General features: G+C 72.7%; 17 protein-coding genes. 9 read left to right on the top strand and 8 right to left on the bottom strand.

Features of this window, described 5'->3' with window-relative positions; genetic code table 11:
• Window positions 1-123: 123 nt before the first annotated feature.
• Window positions 124-708 carry a hypothetical protein gene (locus ACFZAT_RS19365; RefSeq protein ID WP_391265436.1) on the top strand — a complete coding sequence of 195 codons (585 nt, stop codon included), beginning with the start codon at window positions 124-126 and terminating at the stop codon, window positions 706-708.
• Here the strand turns inward: ACFZAT_RS19365 and ACFZAT_RS19370 are convergent.
• The 4 genes from ACFZAT_RS19370 to ACFZAT_RS19385 all read right to left on the bottom strand — a co-directional run bounded on the left by ACFZAT_RS19370 (window position 612) and on the right by ACFZAT_RS19385 (window position 5,912).
• Window positions 612-1,772 carry a SpoIIE family protein phosphatase gene (locus ACFZAT_RS19370; RefSeq protein WP_391265437.1) on the bottom strand — a complete coding sequence of 387 codons (1,161 nt, stop codon included), beginning with the start codon at window positions 1,770-1,772 and terminating at the stop codon, window positions 612-614. The genes ACFZAT_RS19365 and ACFZAT_RS19370 overlap by 97 nt on opposite strands.
• Window positions 1,759-3,852 (bottom strand): FUSC family protein, encoded by a 2,094-nt coding sequence (locus tag ACFZAT_RS19375; RefSeq protein WP_391265613.1) that lies wholly within the window; start codon window positions 3,850-3,852, stop codon window positions 1,759-1,761. Before ACFZAT_RS19375 ends, ACFZAT_RS19370 begins: the two co-directional genes overlap by 14 nt.
• Window positions 3,853-4,032: 180 nt before the next feature.
• Window positions 4,033-4,680 (bottom strand): LuxR C-terminal-related transcriptional regulator, encoded by a 648-nt coding sequence (locus ACFZAT_RS19380; RefSeq protein WP_391265438.1) that lies wholly within the window; start codon window positions 4,678-4,680, stop codon window positions 4,033-4,035.
• Complete coding sequence (locus ACFZAT_RS19385; RefSeq protein ID WP_391265439.1) at window positions 4,665-5,912, bottom strand: histidine kinase; 1,248 nt, start codon at window positions 5,910-5,912, stop codon at window positions 4,665-4,667. Before ACFZAT_RS19385 ends, ACFZAT_RS19380 begins: the two co-directional genes overlap by 16 nt.
• Window positions 5,913-6,070: 158 nt before the next feature.
• On the opposite strand from ACFZAT_RS19385, the gene ACFZAT_RS19390 reads away from it, so the two are divergent.
• Window positions 6,071-6,487 (top strand): hypothetical protein, encoded by a 417-nt coding sequence (locus ACFZAT_RS19390; RefSeq protein WP_391265440.1) that lies wholly within the window; start codon window positions 6,071-6,073, stop codon window positions 6,485-6,487.
• Window positions 6,488-6,505: 18 nt separating this feature from the next.
• Here ACFZAT_RS19390 and ACFZAT_RS19395 read toward each other — a convergent pair whose 3' ends face one another.
• On the bottom strand, window positions 6,506-7,000 hold the full coding sequence (locus ACFZAT_RS19395; RefSeq protein ID WP_391265441.1) for a GNAT family N-acetyltransferase: 495 nt from the start codon (window positions 6,998-7,000) through the stop codon (window positions 6,506-6,508).
• Between the two features lie 49 nt (window positions 7,001-7,049).
• Between ACFZAT_RS19395 and ACFZAT_RS19400 the strand changes: the two genes are divergently transcribed.
• Window positions 7,050-7,865, top strand: coding sequence for an exodeoxyribonuclease III (locus tag ACFZAT_RS19400; protein WP_391265442.1), 816 nt, complete (start codon window positions 7,050-7,052; stop codon window positions 7,863-7,865).
• 195 nt (window positions 7,866-8,060) lie between these two features.
• Here the strand turns inward: ACFZAT_RS19400 and ACFZAT_RS19405 are convergent, their stop codons facing one another.
• Window positions 8,061-8,702, bottom strand: a complete 642-nt coding sequence (locus ACFZAT_RS19405) for a MerR family transcriptional regulator (RefSeq protein ID WP_391265614.1) — start codon at window positions 8,700-8,702, stop codon at window positions 8,061-8,063.
• A 194-nt stretch (window positions 8,703-8,896) separates the two neighbouring features.
• Between ACFZAT_RS19405 and ACFZAT_RS19410 the strand changes: the two genes are divergently transcribed.
• The 4 genes from ACFZAT_RS19410 to ACFZAT_RS19425 all read left to right on the top strand — a co-directional run bounded on the left by ACFZAT_RS19410 (window position 8,897) and on the right by ACFZAT_RS19425 (window position 12,547).
• Window positions 8,897-10,423, top strand: coding sequence for an NAD(P)-binding domain-containing protein (locus ACFZAT_RS19410; protein ID WP_391265443.1), 1,527 nt, complete (start codon window positions 8,897-8,899; stop codon window positions 10,421-10,423).
• On the top strand, window positions 10,420-11,379 hold the full coding sequence (locus ACFZAT_RS19415) for an alpha/beta fold hydrolase (RefSeq protein ID WP_391265444.1): 960 nt from the start codon (window positions 10,420-10,422) through the stop codon (window positions 11,377-11,379). The genes ACFZAT_RS19410 and ACFZAT_RS19415 overlap by 4 nt, the downstream gene beginning before the upstream one ends.
• Window positions 11,376-12,269, top strand: coding sequence for a short-chain dehydrogenase/reductase (locus ACFZAT_RS19420; protein ID WP_391265445.1), 894 nt, complete (start codon window positions 11,376-11,378; stop codon window positions 12,267-12,269). Before ACFZAT_RS19415 ends, ACFZAT_RS19420 begins: the two co-directional genes overlap by 4 nt.
• Window positions 12,270-12,355: 86 nt before the next feature.
• Complete coding sequence (locus tag ACFZAT_RS19425) at window positions 12,356-12,547, top strand: hypothetical protein (protein ID WP_391265446.1); 192 nt, start codon at window positions 12,356-12,358, stop codon at window positions 12,545-12,547.
• A gap of 69 nt (window positions 12,548-12,616) precedes the next feature.
• On the opposite strand, the gene ACFZAT_RS19430 is transcribed toward ACFZAT_RS19425, so the two are convergent.
• Window positions 12,617-12,820, bottom strand: coding sequence for a DUF397 domain-containing protein (locus ACFZAT_RS19430; protein ID WP_391265447.1), 204 nt, complete (start codon window positions 12,818-12,820; stop codon window positions 12,617-12,619).
• Window positions 12,801-13,643 (bottom strand): Scr1 family TA system antitoxin-like transcriptional regulator, encoded by an 843-nt coding sequence (locus ACFZAT_RS19435; RefSeq protein WP_391265448.1) that lies wholly within the window; start codon window positions 13,641-13,643, stop codon window positions 12,801-12,803. The genes ACFZAT_RS19430 and ACFZAT_RS19435 overlap by 20 nt, the downstream gene beginning before the upstream one ends.
• Before the next feature lie 117 nt (window positions 13,644-13,760).
• On the opposite strand from ACFZAT_RS19435, the gene ACFZAT_RS19440 reads away from it, so the two are divergent.
• Window positions 13,761-13,970 carry a hypothetical protein gene (locus tag ACFZAT_RS19440; RefSeq protein ID WP_391265449.1) on the top strand — a complete coding sequence of 70 codons (210 nt, stop codon included), beginning with the start codon at window positions 13,761-13,763 and terminating at the stop codon, window positions 13,968-13,970.
• Entirely contained in the window at window positions 13,967-14,440 is a 474-nt protein-coding gene (locus ACFZAT_RS19445; protein WP_391265450.1) for an ATP-binding protein, read from the top strand. Before ACFZAT_RS19440 ends, ACFZAT_RS19445 begins: the two co-directional genes overlap by 4 nt.
• Window positions 14,441-14,579: the final 139 nt, after the last annotated feature.

Here is a 14,579-nt window from a genome sequence, read left to right on the forward strand (position 1 = left end):
CACTAGGTAGAACGTTCGGTCTTGACAGGGGGGTGCGGCCTTGCCAGTCTGATGAACAGAACGTTCGTTCTCGTTCGACGCGACGCTCCGCCGCGTTCCCGTACCCCCGTCGAAAGGTTCGTCATGAGCACCGTTGCCGCCCCGTCGGGCACCACGAACACGGCTTCCGCGCTGCGGCGGCTGTACTTCGTCCGCGCCGCGTTCGCCCTCCTCTGGGCCCTCGTGATGTTCGCGACGGCCGACGGGATCAGCCCGGTCGTGGCCGCGCTGCTCGTGCTCTATCCGCTGTTCGACGTGGGCGCCGCCGTCGTGGACGCCCGGGCGTCCCGCGTCACCCGCTCGCCGGCGCTGCTCTACGTCAACATGGCGGTCAGCCTCGCCGCGGCGGCGGGAGTCGGGATCGCCGCCGCCTCCGGGATTCCCGCGGTGCTGCGGGTGTGGGGGGCGTGGGCGGTCGTCGCGGGGCTGGTGCAGCTGGTCGTGGCCGTGCCGCGCCGCTCGATGGGCGGCCAGTGGCCGATGATCCTCAGCGGTGGCATCTCGGTGCTGGCCGGGGCGTCGTTCGTCGGGTCGGCGGGCGCCGATGACCCCGCGCTCACCGGCGCGATCGGTTACGCCGTGCCCGGTGGCGTCTTCTTCCTCGTCTCGGCCCTGCGGCTGGGGCGCTCCGGCGGCCAGGCGAGGGCCAGGAGCGCCGCGTCGTCGTAGGTGTCGGCGCGGCTGAAGTCCTGGGCGTCCTCCTGGAGCCAGGCGAGCAGGTGGTGCGGGTCGACCGGCGGGGGATGGGCGCGCTGGTAGGCGGTCAGGCGGTCGGCGAGCGGGTAGAAGGCCCCGGCCTCGTCGCGGGTCTCCGCGATGCCGTCGGTGTACAGCAGGAGGGTGTCGCCGGACCGGAGGAGCATCCCGGAGGACTGCGGGCCGTCCGGGCCCTCCGCGGCGGCGAGGGCCCGCAGCCCCAGGGGGAGCCCGGTGCCGGCCGGGAGCTCCCGGACCGTGCCGTCGCGCAGTACGAGCGAGGGCGGGTGGCCGCAGGAGTACGCCTCCGTGCGGCCGTCGGGCGCGATCTGGACGAGGAGGGCGGTGGCGAACGCCTCGTCGTCGTGCGGGAAGCGGTTGAGGCCGGTGTCGAGCCGCCCGGCCAGGCGGCCCAGCGTGCCTTCCTCGTACGCCGCCTCGTGAAACGAGCCGAGGACCGCCGATGCGGTGGACACCGCGCCGAGGCCCTTCCCGCGTACGTCCCCGATGAGCGCGCGCACCCCGAACTCGGTGTCCGCCACCGCGTAGAGGTCGCCCCCGATGCGCGCGTACTGCGCGGCGGCGAGATAGCTCGCGGCCGTACGGAAGCGGCCCAGCGTCTCCGGTGGGGGGCGCAGCACCGCCCGCTGCGCGGTCTCGGCGACGGACACCACCTTCCGCAGCCGCGCGGACTCCCGCTCCCCGCGGCGCACCACGAAGCAGCTCAGGGCGGCGATGACGCAGATGACCACGGTGGTGCCGATCACGGAGCCGATCCGCTGCGGCTCGGCGGGCAGGAGCAGCCAGCGGATCCCCGCCGCCACCACCGCCGAACCGATGATCATCGGCGGCCCGAACCCGAACGAGATGACGGCGGGCACCGCGACCAGCACCGAGGCGATGTGGGAGGAGGGCGGGGTGGTCAGTTGCAGGACCGCCACCAGGACACACAGCAGCAGCGCGGTGCCCAGGACCGCAGCCCTGGTGCCCCGCCCGGTCGCCGGCGGGGTTCCGTCGTCCGGTTCAGCCGTCGGCATGCCCGCTCCTCCCGCCGTTCCGGGCCGTGCTGTCGATGTGGGCCAACTGGTGGCCGAGGCTCGTCAGCCACACCTCCAGGTCGACGGAGAGCGCGGTCGGCGGGTAGTCGGCCGGTGCCGGGGCGGGCGGTCGCGCGGGAGCCGGGGCGCCGCCGCCGACCAGGGCCGCGACCCGGTCGGCCTCCGCTTCCAGGTCCGCCGCGGCCGTGCGGGCCCAGGCCGCGGGGGACCCGGTCGGTTCGGCGGTCTGGGGGAGGCCCAGGTGGGGCAGGCGGTGGGCGCCGAGGATCACATGGCTCGCGACGATGAGCACCGCGTGCCAGTCGGCCCCGGTCCGGTCCGGGAGGCCCGGGGTCTCGCTGCGGTACTGCGCGTACGCCGCCTCGGCGAGGCGCAGCCGGTGCAGGCTCGGGAGGACCGGCGCCGGGGTCCGTACGCCGGGTGCGGGGATCATCAGGATCCGCGCGGTGGCGGGCACCAGGCCGCCGCAGGAGTGCAGGAGTTCGGCCATGGTGCGACGGACCTCGTGGCGGGCCCCGGCCGGCCAGGCGAGAAGCCCGCACAGCAGCCCGATCGCGCTGCCGGTGAGCACGTCGACCATCCGCGCTTCCGAGAGCCGCCACGTCACGGGCGAGATCTGGGCGAACGCCGTCGCCACGACCAGCGTGAACCCTGCCTGCGCCCAGGCGATACCCAGCAGGGGTCCCAGACAGAACGCGGTCAGCATCGCCGGGACGAGCAGCGCGGCGTACACATCGGTGTGCGTGCCGAGCCCGATCAGGAGCGCGCCGGCCGCCAGGGCGCCGACGACGTTGCCGGCCACGGCTCGGCGTACTGCCTGCCAGGTCGCGCCCACCGTCGTCCGCCCGAGCGTCAGCACCGCCAGCAGCACCCAGAACCCGTGGGCCAGGTCGAGGGTGCCGGCGACCAGCCGGGCGGCGGCGAGCCCGAGGGCGATGCGCACGGCGTTCTGGAAGAGCACCGACCGGAGGGTGATGTTGCCGAGGATCCGGCGCGCCCACAGGGCCGGTGCCGGAAGTTCCGCGTACCAGAACTGATCGCGTGGGACGGCCGGTCCGACGGGGCGGCCGTGCGCGGCGATGTCCGTCGTGACCTCCGCGATCCGGGCCGATTCCGCCAGTGCCAGGATGCGCGACTGCCGCCGGAGCACGGCGATCGGCGGTACGGGGCCGGGCGGCCCGGTCGTCAGCCGTACGCGCTCCGCCCCGAAGGCCCGCATGGCCGCTTCCAGGGAACCGGCTACGGGTGGCCGCTTCCCGGTGCGCAGGAAATACGCGCAGTTCGTGCACACCACGGCGACTCGGGCCAGGAGCTCGGCGGACGCCGGGTCGGTGGGCGTCGGCGGCTCCTCCGAGAGGGTCGCCAGCTGGTTCAGGAGCCGCCGGACCGAGCGGCCGGCCTGGTCGAGCGCGCGGTCCGTCCGCCCGGCGCTCGCGGGCTGTTCGGCCGGCGGCACCGACGAGGGGCGCAGCCGTTCACCGGCCGCGCGCAGGGTCGCGGCGGGTACGCCGCCGGGCGAGGCGGCCTCGTCCGCGGCGGTCCGCAGCGCGTCCGCCAGGCGGCGGCGGTAGGAGGGGACGGCCCGTTCGGGCAGGAGGAGGGTCTCGCAGGCCGCGAGGAGCAGGACGCCGATGGTCAGGCCGATGAGCCGGTCTCCCAGGGTGCCGGGGGCGTACGGCGGGAAGCAGGCGAGGATGTAGAAGAGCTGGAGGCCCGGGGCCGCACCCGCCGGGCGCGGCCCCGCGACGGCGGCGAAGGCGAGCAGGAACCCGACGACGAGCATCCCCCCGACTGCGGCCCAGGCGGCCCCCGCGAGCACGGTTCCCAACGACGCCAGCACGAGGGCCGGCGGGAGGGCGCACAGCACCACGGCCGCCTTCTGGCGGCCGGAACCGGGGACGACGGAGAGCAGGCCCAGCGCGACGGGTGCGAAGAGTGCGTACAGGGCGGCGACCGGCCGGTCGGCCGCGTGGAGCAGGGGGTAGAACCCGGCGGCCGCCGAGAGGGCCACCCGGACGCCTCTGCGGACGACGACGGCCCGTGCCGTGCCGGCGGTCACCCGGGTGCCCGGCCGCCACCACCGTCCGGAGCCGGAGCGTCGCGTACCGGCAGTGCGCACATCCCGCGACGCTCCCTTCTCCGGCCGGACCGCGTCCCTCCTCACGGAGGCCATATGGCTCCCCGTCATTGTTGAACAGGCCCGGCCTTCGCGCTCGCGGACGTCCACCGGCAGGAGGTGTCACGGGTTGTTCAGGTACGCCAGCACCGCCAGCACCCGGCGGTTGTTCGAGCCGTCGTCCGTGATGCCCAGCTTGGCGAACAGGGAGGTCGTGTACTTGCTGATCGCGCTGTCGCTGAGGAACAGGCGGGCCGCGATGGCCTGGTTGGAGAGGCCCTCGGCCATCAGGGCCAGGACCTCGTGCTCGCGTTCGGTGAGTGGGTCCAGGCGGCGGTGCGAGGAGCCGCTGGACAGGAGCTTCGCGATGACCGCCGGGTCCATGGCGGTGCCGCCGGCCGCGACCCGTTCCAGCGCGTCGATGAACTGGTCCGCGTCGAACACGCTCTCCTTCAGGAAGTAGCCGACGCCGCCCGACCCGTCGGCCAGCAACTCGCGGGCGTACAGCTGCTCCACGTACTGCGACAGGATCAGGACGGGCAGCCCCGGCATCTCGGTGCGGGCGGCGAGGGCGGCGCGCAGGCCCTCGTCGGTCTGCGTCGGCGGCATGCGGACGTCCACCACCGCCACGTCCGGGCGGAACTCGCGCAGGGCGGCCAGGGTCTCCGGGCCGGTCGTGGCCGTACCCACCACCTCGTGTCCGTACGCCTCGATGAGACGGACCATGCCGTCCCGCAGGAGGTACAGGTCCTCGGCTACGACGATTCGCATGGCACCATGATCCTCGCCCGGGTCGGCCCGCCGGCCGGACTCGTGACCTCCAGGCTGCCGTCGAACACCGCGAGGCGGCGCCGCAGTCCCGCGAGGCCGCCGCCGTCCCGGACGGCCGCGCCGCCGCGCCCGTCGTCCTCCGCCTCCACGACCAGGCCGGTTCCGTCCTGCGCGAGGGTGATCCGCATCCGGGTCGCACGGGCGTGCTTGACCGCGTTGGTCAGCAGCTCGGCGATGCCGAAGTAGACGGCGGACTCGACGGGCGCGTCCAGCCGCCCCGGCACGTCCGCGACGACCTCCGTTTCGAGGGGGCTGTCGAGGGCGAGCGCGCGCACGGCGTCGACGAGGCCCCGGTCGTTGAGCACGGGCGGGTTGATTCCGTGCACCAGGTCGCGCAGTTCGGCCAGGGAGGCGGTGGCGCCCGCCCGCGCCTCGCGCATCAGCGCCCTGGCCCGGTCCGGGTCGGTTTCCATCAGCTTCTCCACCGTGGCCAGGGACATCCCGAGCGCGACGAGCCGGGCCTGCGCTCCGTCGTGCAGGTCCCGTTCGATCCGGCGGATCTCGGCGGCCTGGGCCACCGTCGCATCGGCTCGCTGCCCGGTGAGTTCGTCCACGCGGTCCGCGAGCGCCATCCGGGCGGACGGCCGCAGGAAACGGACCGCGACCGGGGCGAGTGTCCGCCAGGCGCGAGGGGAAGAGGCGACGGTCACGAGGAGGCCCAGGAGCCCGGCCGGCGTGCCCGTTCCCAGCGCGACGGCGCCCCACACCACCCCCGCGAGTGGCACGCACGCCACGATCCCCGCGGTGAAGGGGGCGATCGCCGTGAACCGGAGGTCGCGCCAGTGGGCCGGGTCCTTCCAGCGCAGCCGCCACCGCTGGTCCATGAGGGCGTCCCGCTGGGTGCGGTGGTAGTCGAAGCCGTTCCACCAGTGGCCCGTGGCCATGCGTGTCACCGGCGGGGCGTGCCGGTAGCCGGACGGGATCTCCGTCCCGGACCAGCGGGCGACCAGGGCGCGGACCGCCCGGCACACGGGCCGCGCGAGGGCGAGCGTGCCCACGCACACCAGCACCAACGGCCCGGCCCACGACCAGGGGTTCGACGCGCCCCACCCGACGCCCCACGCCACGGCGCCCGCCCACACGGCCGGGACCAGCAGCGTGACGGCGGCGACGGCGCACGCCCGTACGAACCCGACAACCACCCCGGCCGCCCACGACCTCAGCACTCTCATCGCCTGCCCGCCGCCTCTCCGCGTCCGTCCCGATGCCCCCACTCTGCACCGGTCGGGAGGCGCGGAGGCCCGGTCCGGGCGAGGAGTGGGTCTGGACCCACCCCCTTGTGCGCCCAGACGCATACCGCGCCCGATCGGCGCTTCGTAGCGTCGTCACCATGACCACGAACACGAACCTTCAGCCCGAGGCCCTGCGGGCCCTCGCGTCGGCGCGCCGGAGCATCACGCTCTACGGCGCACTCACCGCCACCGCCCTCGGCGCGGTCGTCGTGGTGGCAGCCACCGGTCACACGGTGAACACCTTCATGTGGGTCCGCGCGGTCCTGCTGCCGGTGATCGCGTACGTACTGCTCCGCATCACGGCCTCGGCCGCCGGGGGTTCACGCCGCGCCTTCGACCGCGTGAGCACCCTCGCGGTGATCATGCCCGTCGCGATCATCGGCGTCGACCTGATCCCGGGCGTCTGCCCGCCCTGGTACGCGGTGACCCAGACGCTGTGCATGCTGCCGGTGATCCACGTCGCGTTCCTCACCCGGCGGACGGCCCTGAAGAGGGCGTTTCCGAAGGCGGGTTGAGGGCGACGGCGACCGGCCTCAGGCCGCGCCGTTCCCCCGCAGCGGCTTCGCGAAGCAGCGGCTGCTTTCGTACGTGCGGTAGTGGCCGAACTTCTCGCACAGGGTGTAGCCGCTGGAGACGTACAGGGCGATGGCCTCCGGCTGGCGGTCGCCCGTTTCCAGGACCATGCGGGTGCGGCCGGCGGCGCGGGCGTCCGCCTCCAGGGCGGCCAGGATGCGGCGGGCGAGGCCCAGGCCGCGGCCCTCCGGTATGACGTACATCCGCTTCAGCTCGGCGTCGCCGTCCGAGTAGCCCTCCTCGTTGCGCTCCTGGGAGCGCCAGCCGCCCGTGGCGACGGGCTGGTCCGACGCGTCGTACGCGATCAGGTACAGGCCGTGAGGCGGGTCGAACATCGTGGCGTCCAGCGGTGTGACATCGCCCTCGTCGCCGTAGCGCTCCGCGTATTCGAGCTGCACGCGATCGTTGAGTTTGACGGCATCGGGGTGGCCGAAGGCCCGGACCTGGATATTCATGCGAAGTATGGTACATGTATGCGACGCCATGGGCCGGTATCGTGCCGTAATGCTCACTGTGACCTCCGTGAATGTAAACGGACTCCGCGCCGCCGCCAAAAAGGGCTTCGTCGAGTGGCTGGCGCAGACCGACGCCGACGTGGTCTGCCTCCAGGAGGTGCGCGCCGAGCCCGAGCAGCTGCCCGCGGACGTGCGTGACCCCGAGGGCTGGCACACCGTCCACGCGCCCGCCGCCGCCAAGGGCCGGGCCGGGGTCTCCCTCTACTCGCGGCGCGCCCCCGAGCGCGTACAGATCGGTTTCGGCGGGTACGGGCACGCCGGGTGCGAGGAGTTCGACACGAGCGGGCGGTACGTCGAGATCGACCTGCCCGGGGTCACGGTCGCGAGCCTCTATCTGCCCTCCGGCGAGGTCGGCACCGAGCGGCAGGACGAGAAGGAGCGCTTCATGGCCGCCTTCCTGCCCTACCTCGTCGGGCTGAGGACCCGCGCCGCCGCCGAGGGCCGCGAGGTCGTCGTCTGCGGCGACTGGAACATCGCCCACCAGGAGGCCGACCTCAAGAACTGGCGCGCCAACCGCAAGAGCTCCGGCTTCCTCCCCGAGGAGCGCGCGTGGCTGACCCGGGTCTTCGAAGAGGCCGCGTACGTCGACGTCGTACGCGCCCTGCACCCGGACGTCGAGGGCCCGTACTCGTGGTGGTCGTACCGGGGGCGCGCGTTCGACAACGACACCGGCTGGCGCATCGACTACCAGGTCGCGACCCCCGGCCTCGCCGCCCGCGCCGTGAAGGCATGGGTCGAACGGGCCGCCACCCATGGCGAACGGTGGAGCGACCACGCGCCGGTGACGGTGGTGTACGAGCAGTAGGGCGGGGTAGGGCGAGGGCGCCCTACCCGGTGTGGGCCAGGGCGTCGTCCCAGACGTTGCCGCCGTACCCTCCATGATGCAGCCGCCACCCGTGAGGAAGAGCCACGAGGCGGGCGGCCCCCACTCCGTCCGTCCGGCGTGGGCGGTCGTCGCGCCCGCCCGCCGCTGTGCAACGCCTCGGGTCCCGGACCGGATCTACTCCGCCCCCTCCTCCAGCTTCCGCCGCAGTCTCCGGTCCAGTGCCATCGACAGTTCCGCGTCCACCACCGCCCGGGCCAGCGGCCGCAGTTGCGGTGGTTCCGGGTCCGTCTCCGCGCCGTACTCCTGGAGCACGGACACGAACAGGTCCGCCAGCGCCTCCGCGTGCCTGCGGACCTGGCGGCCCGTGGACAGGACCGCGGAGAGCGGGACGCCTTCCCGTACCAGCTCCGCCGAAACGTCCAGCAGGCGGCGGCTGATGTGGACGATCTCCGCGCCGTCCGTCCCCAGGTAGCCCAGCTCCATCGCCAGCGCCAGGTTCTCCGGCGTGGACTCGCCCTCGAAGTAGTCCGCGAGCTGTTCGGGCGTGAGGCGGACCGGGGTCTCCTCGGACGGTTCGCCCAGGCCCAGCACCTCGGCGACATCGCGGCCGCTCTCGAACGTACGGGCCAGGTCGGCGATACCGGTCAGCGTGTGGCCGCGTTCCAGGAGGCCCGTGATCGTGCGCAGGCGGGCCAGGTGGTGGTCGTCGTACCAGGCGATGCGGCCCTCGCGGCGGGGCGGCGAGATCAGGCCGCGCTCACGGTAGAAGCGCACGGTCCGCACGGGGATGCCGGCCTCCTTGGCCAGCTCCTCCATGCGGTACTCGCGGTGCTCGGGTCCTTCTGCCACCCCCGCACCCTATCCGCCCGCCCGGCGCCGGGACCCCAGGTTGTACCGCCGGTAACTTTCCTTCGTCCGCCCCCTACCCATCGGTACGAAGCTGCTCTACCCTCCCAACCATGCCAGTGATTGCTGGCAGAGTCGTGTGACGTACCGCGGGAGGCGGCAGCATGGCCCAGCACGAGCATGTACGCGTGGCGGTGATCGGATCCGGATTCGGGGGCCTCGGCGCCGCGGTCCGGCTGCGCCGCGAAGGCATCACCGATTTCGTGATCCTGGAGCGCGCCGGTTCCGTCGGCGGCACCTGGCGCGACAACAGCTATCCCGGCTGCGCCTGCGACGTACCGTCCCACCTGTACTCCTTCTCGTTCGCCCCCAACCCCGAGTGGCCGCGCACCTTCTCCGGGCAGGAGCACATCCGCGCCTACCTGGAGCACGTCGCCGACACCTTCGGGCTCCGCGCCCATCTGCGCCTCAACCACGAGGTGAAGCAGATGCGCTGGGACAACGACGAGCTGCACTGGGTCATCGACAGCGCCAACGGCACCACCACCGTCGCGGATGTCGTCGTCTCCGCGACCGGGCCGCTCTCCGACCCGAAGACGCCCGACATCCCGGGGCTCGCCGACTTCCCCGGCGAGGTCTTCCACTCCGCCCGCTGGGACCACGACGCCGACCTCACCGGCAAGCGCGTCGCGATGATCGGCACCGGCGCCTCCGCCATCCAGATCGTGCCCGCGATCCAGCCCCGGGTCGGCAAGCTGACGCTCTTCCAGCGCACCCCGCCCTGGGTCATGCCCCGCATGGACCGCAAGATCAGCGGCCTGGAGCGCAAGCTGCACCGCGCCCTGCCCGCCACCGGCACCGCCCGCCGCGGACTCCTCTGGGGCATCCGGGAGTTGCAGGTCAGCGCCTTCACCAAGCACCCCGACCAGCTCGGCCTGGTCGAGCGCATAGCCAAGTCCAACATGGCCCGCGCCATCAAGGACCCCGCCCTGCGCGCCAAGCTGACCCCCTCGTACCGCATCGGCTGCAAGCGCATCCTGCTGTCGAGCACGTACTACCCGGCCCTCGCCCAGCCCAATGTCGACGTCGTCGCCTCCGGCCTCGCCGAGGTCCGCGGCAACACGGTCGTCGCGTCGGACGGTACGGAGACCGAGGTCGACGCGATCATCTTCGGCACCGGATTCCACGTCACCGACATGCCGATCGCCGAACGCGTCGTCGGCGCCGACGGGATCACGCTCACCGAGTCGTGGAAGGACGGCATGCAGGCCCTGCGCGGCGCCAGCGCGGCCGGCTTCCCGAACTGGATGACGATCATCGGCCCCAACACCGGGCTCGGGAACTCCTCGATGATCCTCATGATCGAGTCCCAGCTGAACTACATGGCCGACTACCTGCGCCAGCTGAACCTCCTCGGCGGCAAGGCGGCCCTCGACGCCCGCCCCTCCGCCGTGAACACCTGGAACCGCCGCGTCCAGGAGCGCATGAAGCGCACCGTCTGGAACACCGGCGGCTGCAACAGCTGGTACCTGGACGCCACCGGCCGCAACACCACGGTCTGGCCCGGCACCACCTCCGAGTTCCGCAGGGCCACCCGGACCGTCGACCTGTCCGAGTACCAGGTCCTGCGCCCGTCCGTCCCCGCCCCGCGCACGTCCGGCGACACCGTCTCCGAGGAGGCCGTCCGATGAGCCGCCCCCTGCCCGTCGCCGGCCGCCGCCCGGTGGCCGCCCGCGAACTCCTCGCCGTCTCCGCCGACGGCTCCCGCATCCACGTCGAGATCCACGGCCAGGAGGGCGCGCCCGCCGTCGTCCTCTCCCACGGCTGGACCTGCAACACCAGCTTCTGGGACGCCCAGATACGCGACCTGGCCGTCGACCACCGCGTCATCGCCTACGACCAGCGCGGCCACGGCACCTCGCCCGCCGCCGCCCGCGACGGCTACAGCACGGACGCCCTCGCCGACGACCTCGAAGCGGTCCTCGCCGCGACCCTCGCCCCCGGCGAGAAGGCCGTCCTCGCCGGGCACTCCATGGGCGGCATGACCATCATGTCCGCCTCCCGCCGCCCCAAGCTGCGCGAGCACGCCGCCGCCGTCCTGCTGTGCAGCACCGGCAGTTCGCGGCTCCTCGCCGAGTCGCTGGTCGTGCCGATGCGCGCCGGAGCCGTACGCACCCGGCTCACTCGCGCGGTCCTCGGCGCGCGCGCCCCGCTGGGGCCGGTCACGCCGGTCTCCCGGCGGATACTGAAGTACGGGACGATGGGCGCCGGTTCGGCCCCCGACCGGGTCGACACCTGCGCCCGCATCGTGCACGCCTGCCCCCGCATACCCCGGGTCGCCTGGGGGAACGTCCTCGCGGAGTTGGATCTGGACGAGGGCGTACGGGAGTTGCGCGTGCCCACCGCGATCGTCGCGGGTACGGAGGACCGGCTCACCCCGCCCGTCCACGCCCGCGCCATCGCGGCGGCCCTGCCCGACTGCCTCGGCCTCACCGAGCTGACGGGCATGGGGCACATGACGCCTGTCGAGGCGCCGGAGATCGTCACGGCGAAGATACGGGAACTGGTGACCGCCTACCTGCCGTCCGGAGCGGACCGGGACGCGCGGGGTACTACAGACATCGAGGGCAAGGAGGAGGTCGCATGAGCGGCACGGGAAGTCTCGAAGGACAGGTCGTCGTCGTCACCGGCGCGGCACGCGGCGTCGGCGAACTCCTCGCCCGCAAGCTCTCCGCCCGGGGCGCGATCCTCGCCCTCGTCGGCCTCGAACCCGACGAGCTGAAGAAGGTCTCGGCCCGCCTCCACGGTGAAAGCGACCACTGGCACGCGGACGTCACCGACCACGAGGCGATGTCCCGCGTCGCGCGGGACGTGAAGGCGCGCTTCGGCAAGGTCGACATCGTCGTCGCCAACGCGGGCGTCGCCACCGGCGGTCCGCTCGTCGACTCCGACCCGGTCGCCTGGCGCCGCGTCATCGAGGTCAACCTCATCGGCGGCGCGGTGACGGCTCGCGCCTTCCTGCCCGTCCTGATGGAGAGCCGGGGCTACTTCCTCCAGATCGCGTCCCTCGCCGCGATGACCCCGGCCCCGATGATGAGCGCCTACTGCGCCTCCAAGTCGGGCGTCGAGGCGTTCGCGCACAGCCTGCGCGCCGAAGTCGGCTACAAGGGAGTGAAGGTGGGCGTCGGCTACCTCTCCTGGACCGACACCGACATGGTGCGCGGCGCCGACGAGGACGACGTCATGCGGGACCTCCGCAAGCGCCTCCCGTGGCCCACGAACCGCACGTACCCGCTCGGCCCCGCCGTCGACCGCATCGTCGCCGGCATCGAGCGCCGCTCCGCCCACGTCTACGCCCAGTGGTGGCTGCGCGGTATGCAGTCCGTACGCGGCTACCTGCCGACCCTCATCGGCGTCGTCGGCCAGCGCGAGATGCGCCGCTTCGGCCCGCGCATGGAGGGCATGAGCAAGGGCCTCGTCGGCGCCGGAGGCGCCGCTGACCAGCAGGAACGTTCCGCGCGTACGGAGCGTGAGTGATCGACATGCGGAGCGTGGCCGGCCGTGTGAATCTGGTCGAGGCCCCACCGGGGCCGAATCCCACGCACCACATAGGAGTGAACAGCATGGGCATCGCCGACCAGTTCAAGGACAAGGCCAAGGACCTCGCGGGCCAGGCGCAGGACCAGACCCAGGACCGCCAGCGTCAGGGCCAGGGCCGCGACCGCGCCAAGGACGCCGGCCAGCAGGGCCGCGACCGCGCGAAGGACGCGGCGCAGCGCGCCCGGAACGAGGCGAGCGAGCGCTTCGACCGGTAACGGTCGTGCGGTGACGCCGAGGGGCGCGCCCGGATTCTTCCGGGCGCGCCCCTTCGTGTGCGTGGGCCGTCAGGCGGCCTTGACGGATGCGATGAACGGGGCCCAGGCGGCGGCGTTGACGACGAGCGCGGGCCCGTCGGGCCGCTTGGAGTCGCGGACGGGGACGAGCCCGGGGTGACCGTCGGCGACTTCGAGGCAGTTCCCGCCAGAGCCGTTGCTGTAGCTGCTCTTGCGCCAGCGGGTGGTGCTCAGATCAAGGGTGCTGCTGGCCATTGCGGAACTCCTCAGCCGCCTTCTTCAGCAGGGCGAGGGACACCTCTGGCGGCAGCGCGGCGGCCCTGAGGCGATCGTATGCGTTGCGGTACTGCTTAACGAGCCCCGGATCATCGATGGTCTGCCCGTGGTATGCGCCTTCGGTGTAGAACAGCGGCGGCTCGTCATCGAAGTCCAGGAGCAGCAGCGGCATCTCACTGATGGGGCGGGTGGCCGCGTTCCACGGAAGGATCTGTAGAACGACCCGACGGCTTTGCACCAGGGCGGCGATGTGATCCAACTGTTCGGCCATCTCCGCTGGTTCCAGCAGCGGATGGCGGAGCACCGACTCGTCCAGGACCACCCAGTACTCGGGCTTCTTGGGGTCGGTGAACAGCTTGGCCCGCTCCTGTCGGGCGTCGATCTTGGCCTGTACCTCCTCGGGAGTGTCCAGAGGGTGCGTGGCCTGGATGACGGCTTGCGCGTAGGCCGGGGTCTGGAGGAGTCCCGGGATCAGACTGCCCGACCACTCGTTGATGGTCCGGGCGCGGATCTCCGCTTCCACGATGCTCGCGAAGAACGCCGCGTGCCCCTTGGTTTGGGCCTCCCGTACGTCTTCACAACGCCGTACGAAAAAGTCCGTGCCGAGCTTGCGGTCCACATGCACAGCGAGATCCGGCGGCATGCGGCGGGCGCCGTGCTCGATGGCGCTGAGCATGGGGACTCCGTAATAGCTGCCCTCAAGCAGCCTCTCCAGGGTCAGGCCCGCCGCCTCCCTCTGGTAGCGCAGCTCCTTCCCGTAGAACTGCGGTACCCCCGCCGACCCGTCAATGTCCTTCGCCACCGCCGACCGCCTTTCACACCTCGCTCTGTGGAGCGGAATTGGCTTCCACGGTAGAGGTCCGTACGGCAGCGTGTGAGGTGTTCGTCACAGCAAGCAACCGAAAGGTGGACGGTCCTCATGGACGACGCCCCGTACGACATCGGCCCGGAAATCGACGCACTGCGCACGGCGCTCAAGGCCAACGGCATCACGCTGCCGTCGCTCGGAGTTGACCCGCTGACGCTCGCGGGCTGGACGAGCCGGCCGCCGCTCGTCGCGCTGGGTAACTGCAACACGGAGACCGCGCGCCGGCTGGCCGACGTGCTTCAGAGGGCGGCCGGGGGATGAACGGGCTGCCGCTGACATGGGATTTCCTGGCGGTCCCGCAGGCCGTGCCGGAGGTGCGGCAGATACTGCGGGAGCGGTTCGACGGCGAGGACGCGGGCGATCTCCTGCTGTGCGTCAGCGAGTTGCTGGCGAACGTGATCACTCACGTGGGGGAGCGCACGCCGGTGGCGCTACGCGTGAGCGCGACGGCCTCCGGGCGCGTACGGGTGGCGGTGAGCGACCCCGCTGCGGCCGTGTGGCCCATGCTCCGGGAATCCGGCCCGGAGGGCACGTCGGGCCGGGGGCTCCAGCTACTGGACGCGCTCGCCCTCCGCTGGGGCGTGGACCAGTCCCCGCACCGCAAGACGGTGTGGTGCGAACTGCGGACGCCGACGCGGCGGGCGGGCCTTCGGCCCGGGGAGGCGGAGGCAGCGGCAACGCGGTACGGAACACGTACTGGCTCGCTCCCGAATGGCGCGTCGTGCTGTTGACGGTCGCAGAACGTCATCGGCGGCCACGCCCACGCCACCGGCATCCGCGCGACCTCGCCCTTCGCGATCTCGGCCGGTGACGGCCGGGCGGGCCCTCGGAACCCGCCCACTACGAGGCGCTGGGCGTCTCCGCGTACAC

Source organism: Streptomyces sp. NPDC008163, from assembly GCF_042956885.1.
Classification (GTDB): domain Bacteria; phylum Actinomycetota; class Actinomycetes; order Streptomycetales; family Streptomycetaceae; genus Streptomyces; species Streptomyces drozdowiczii_A.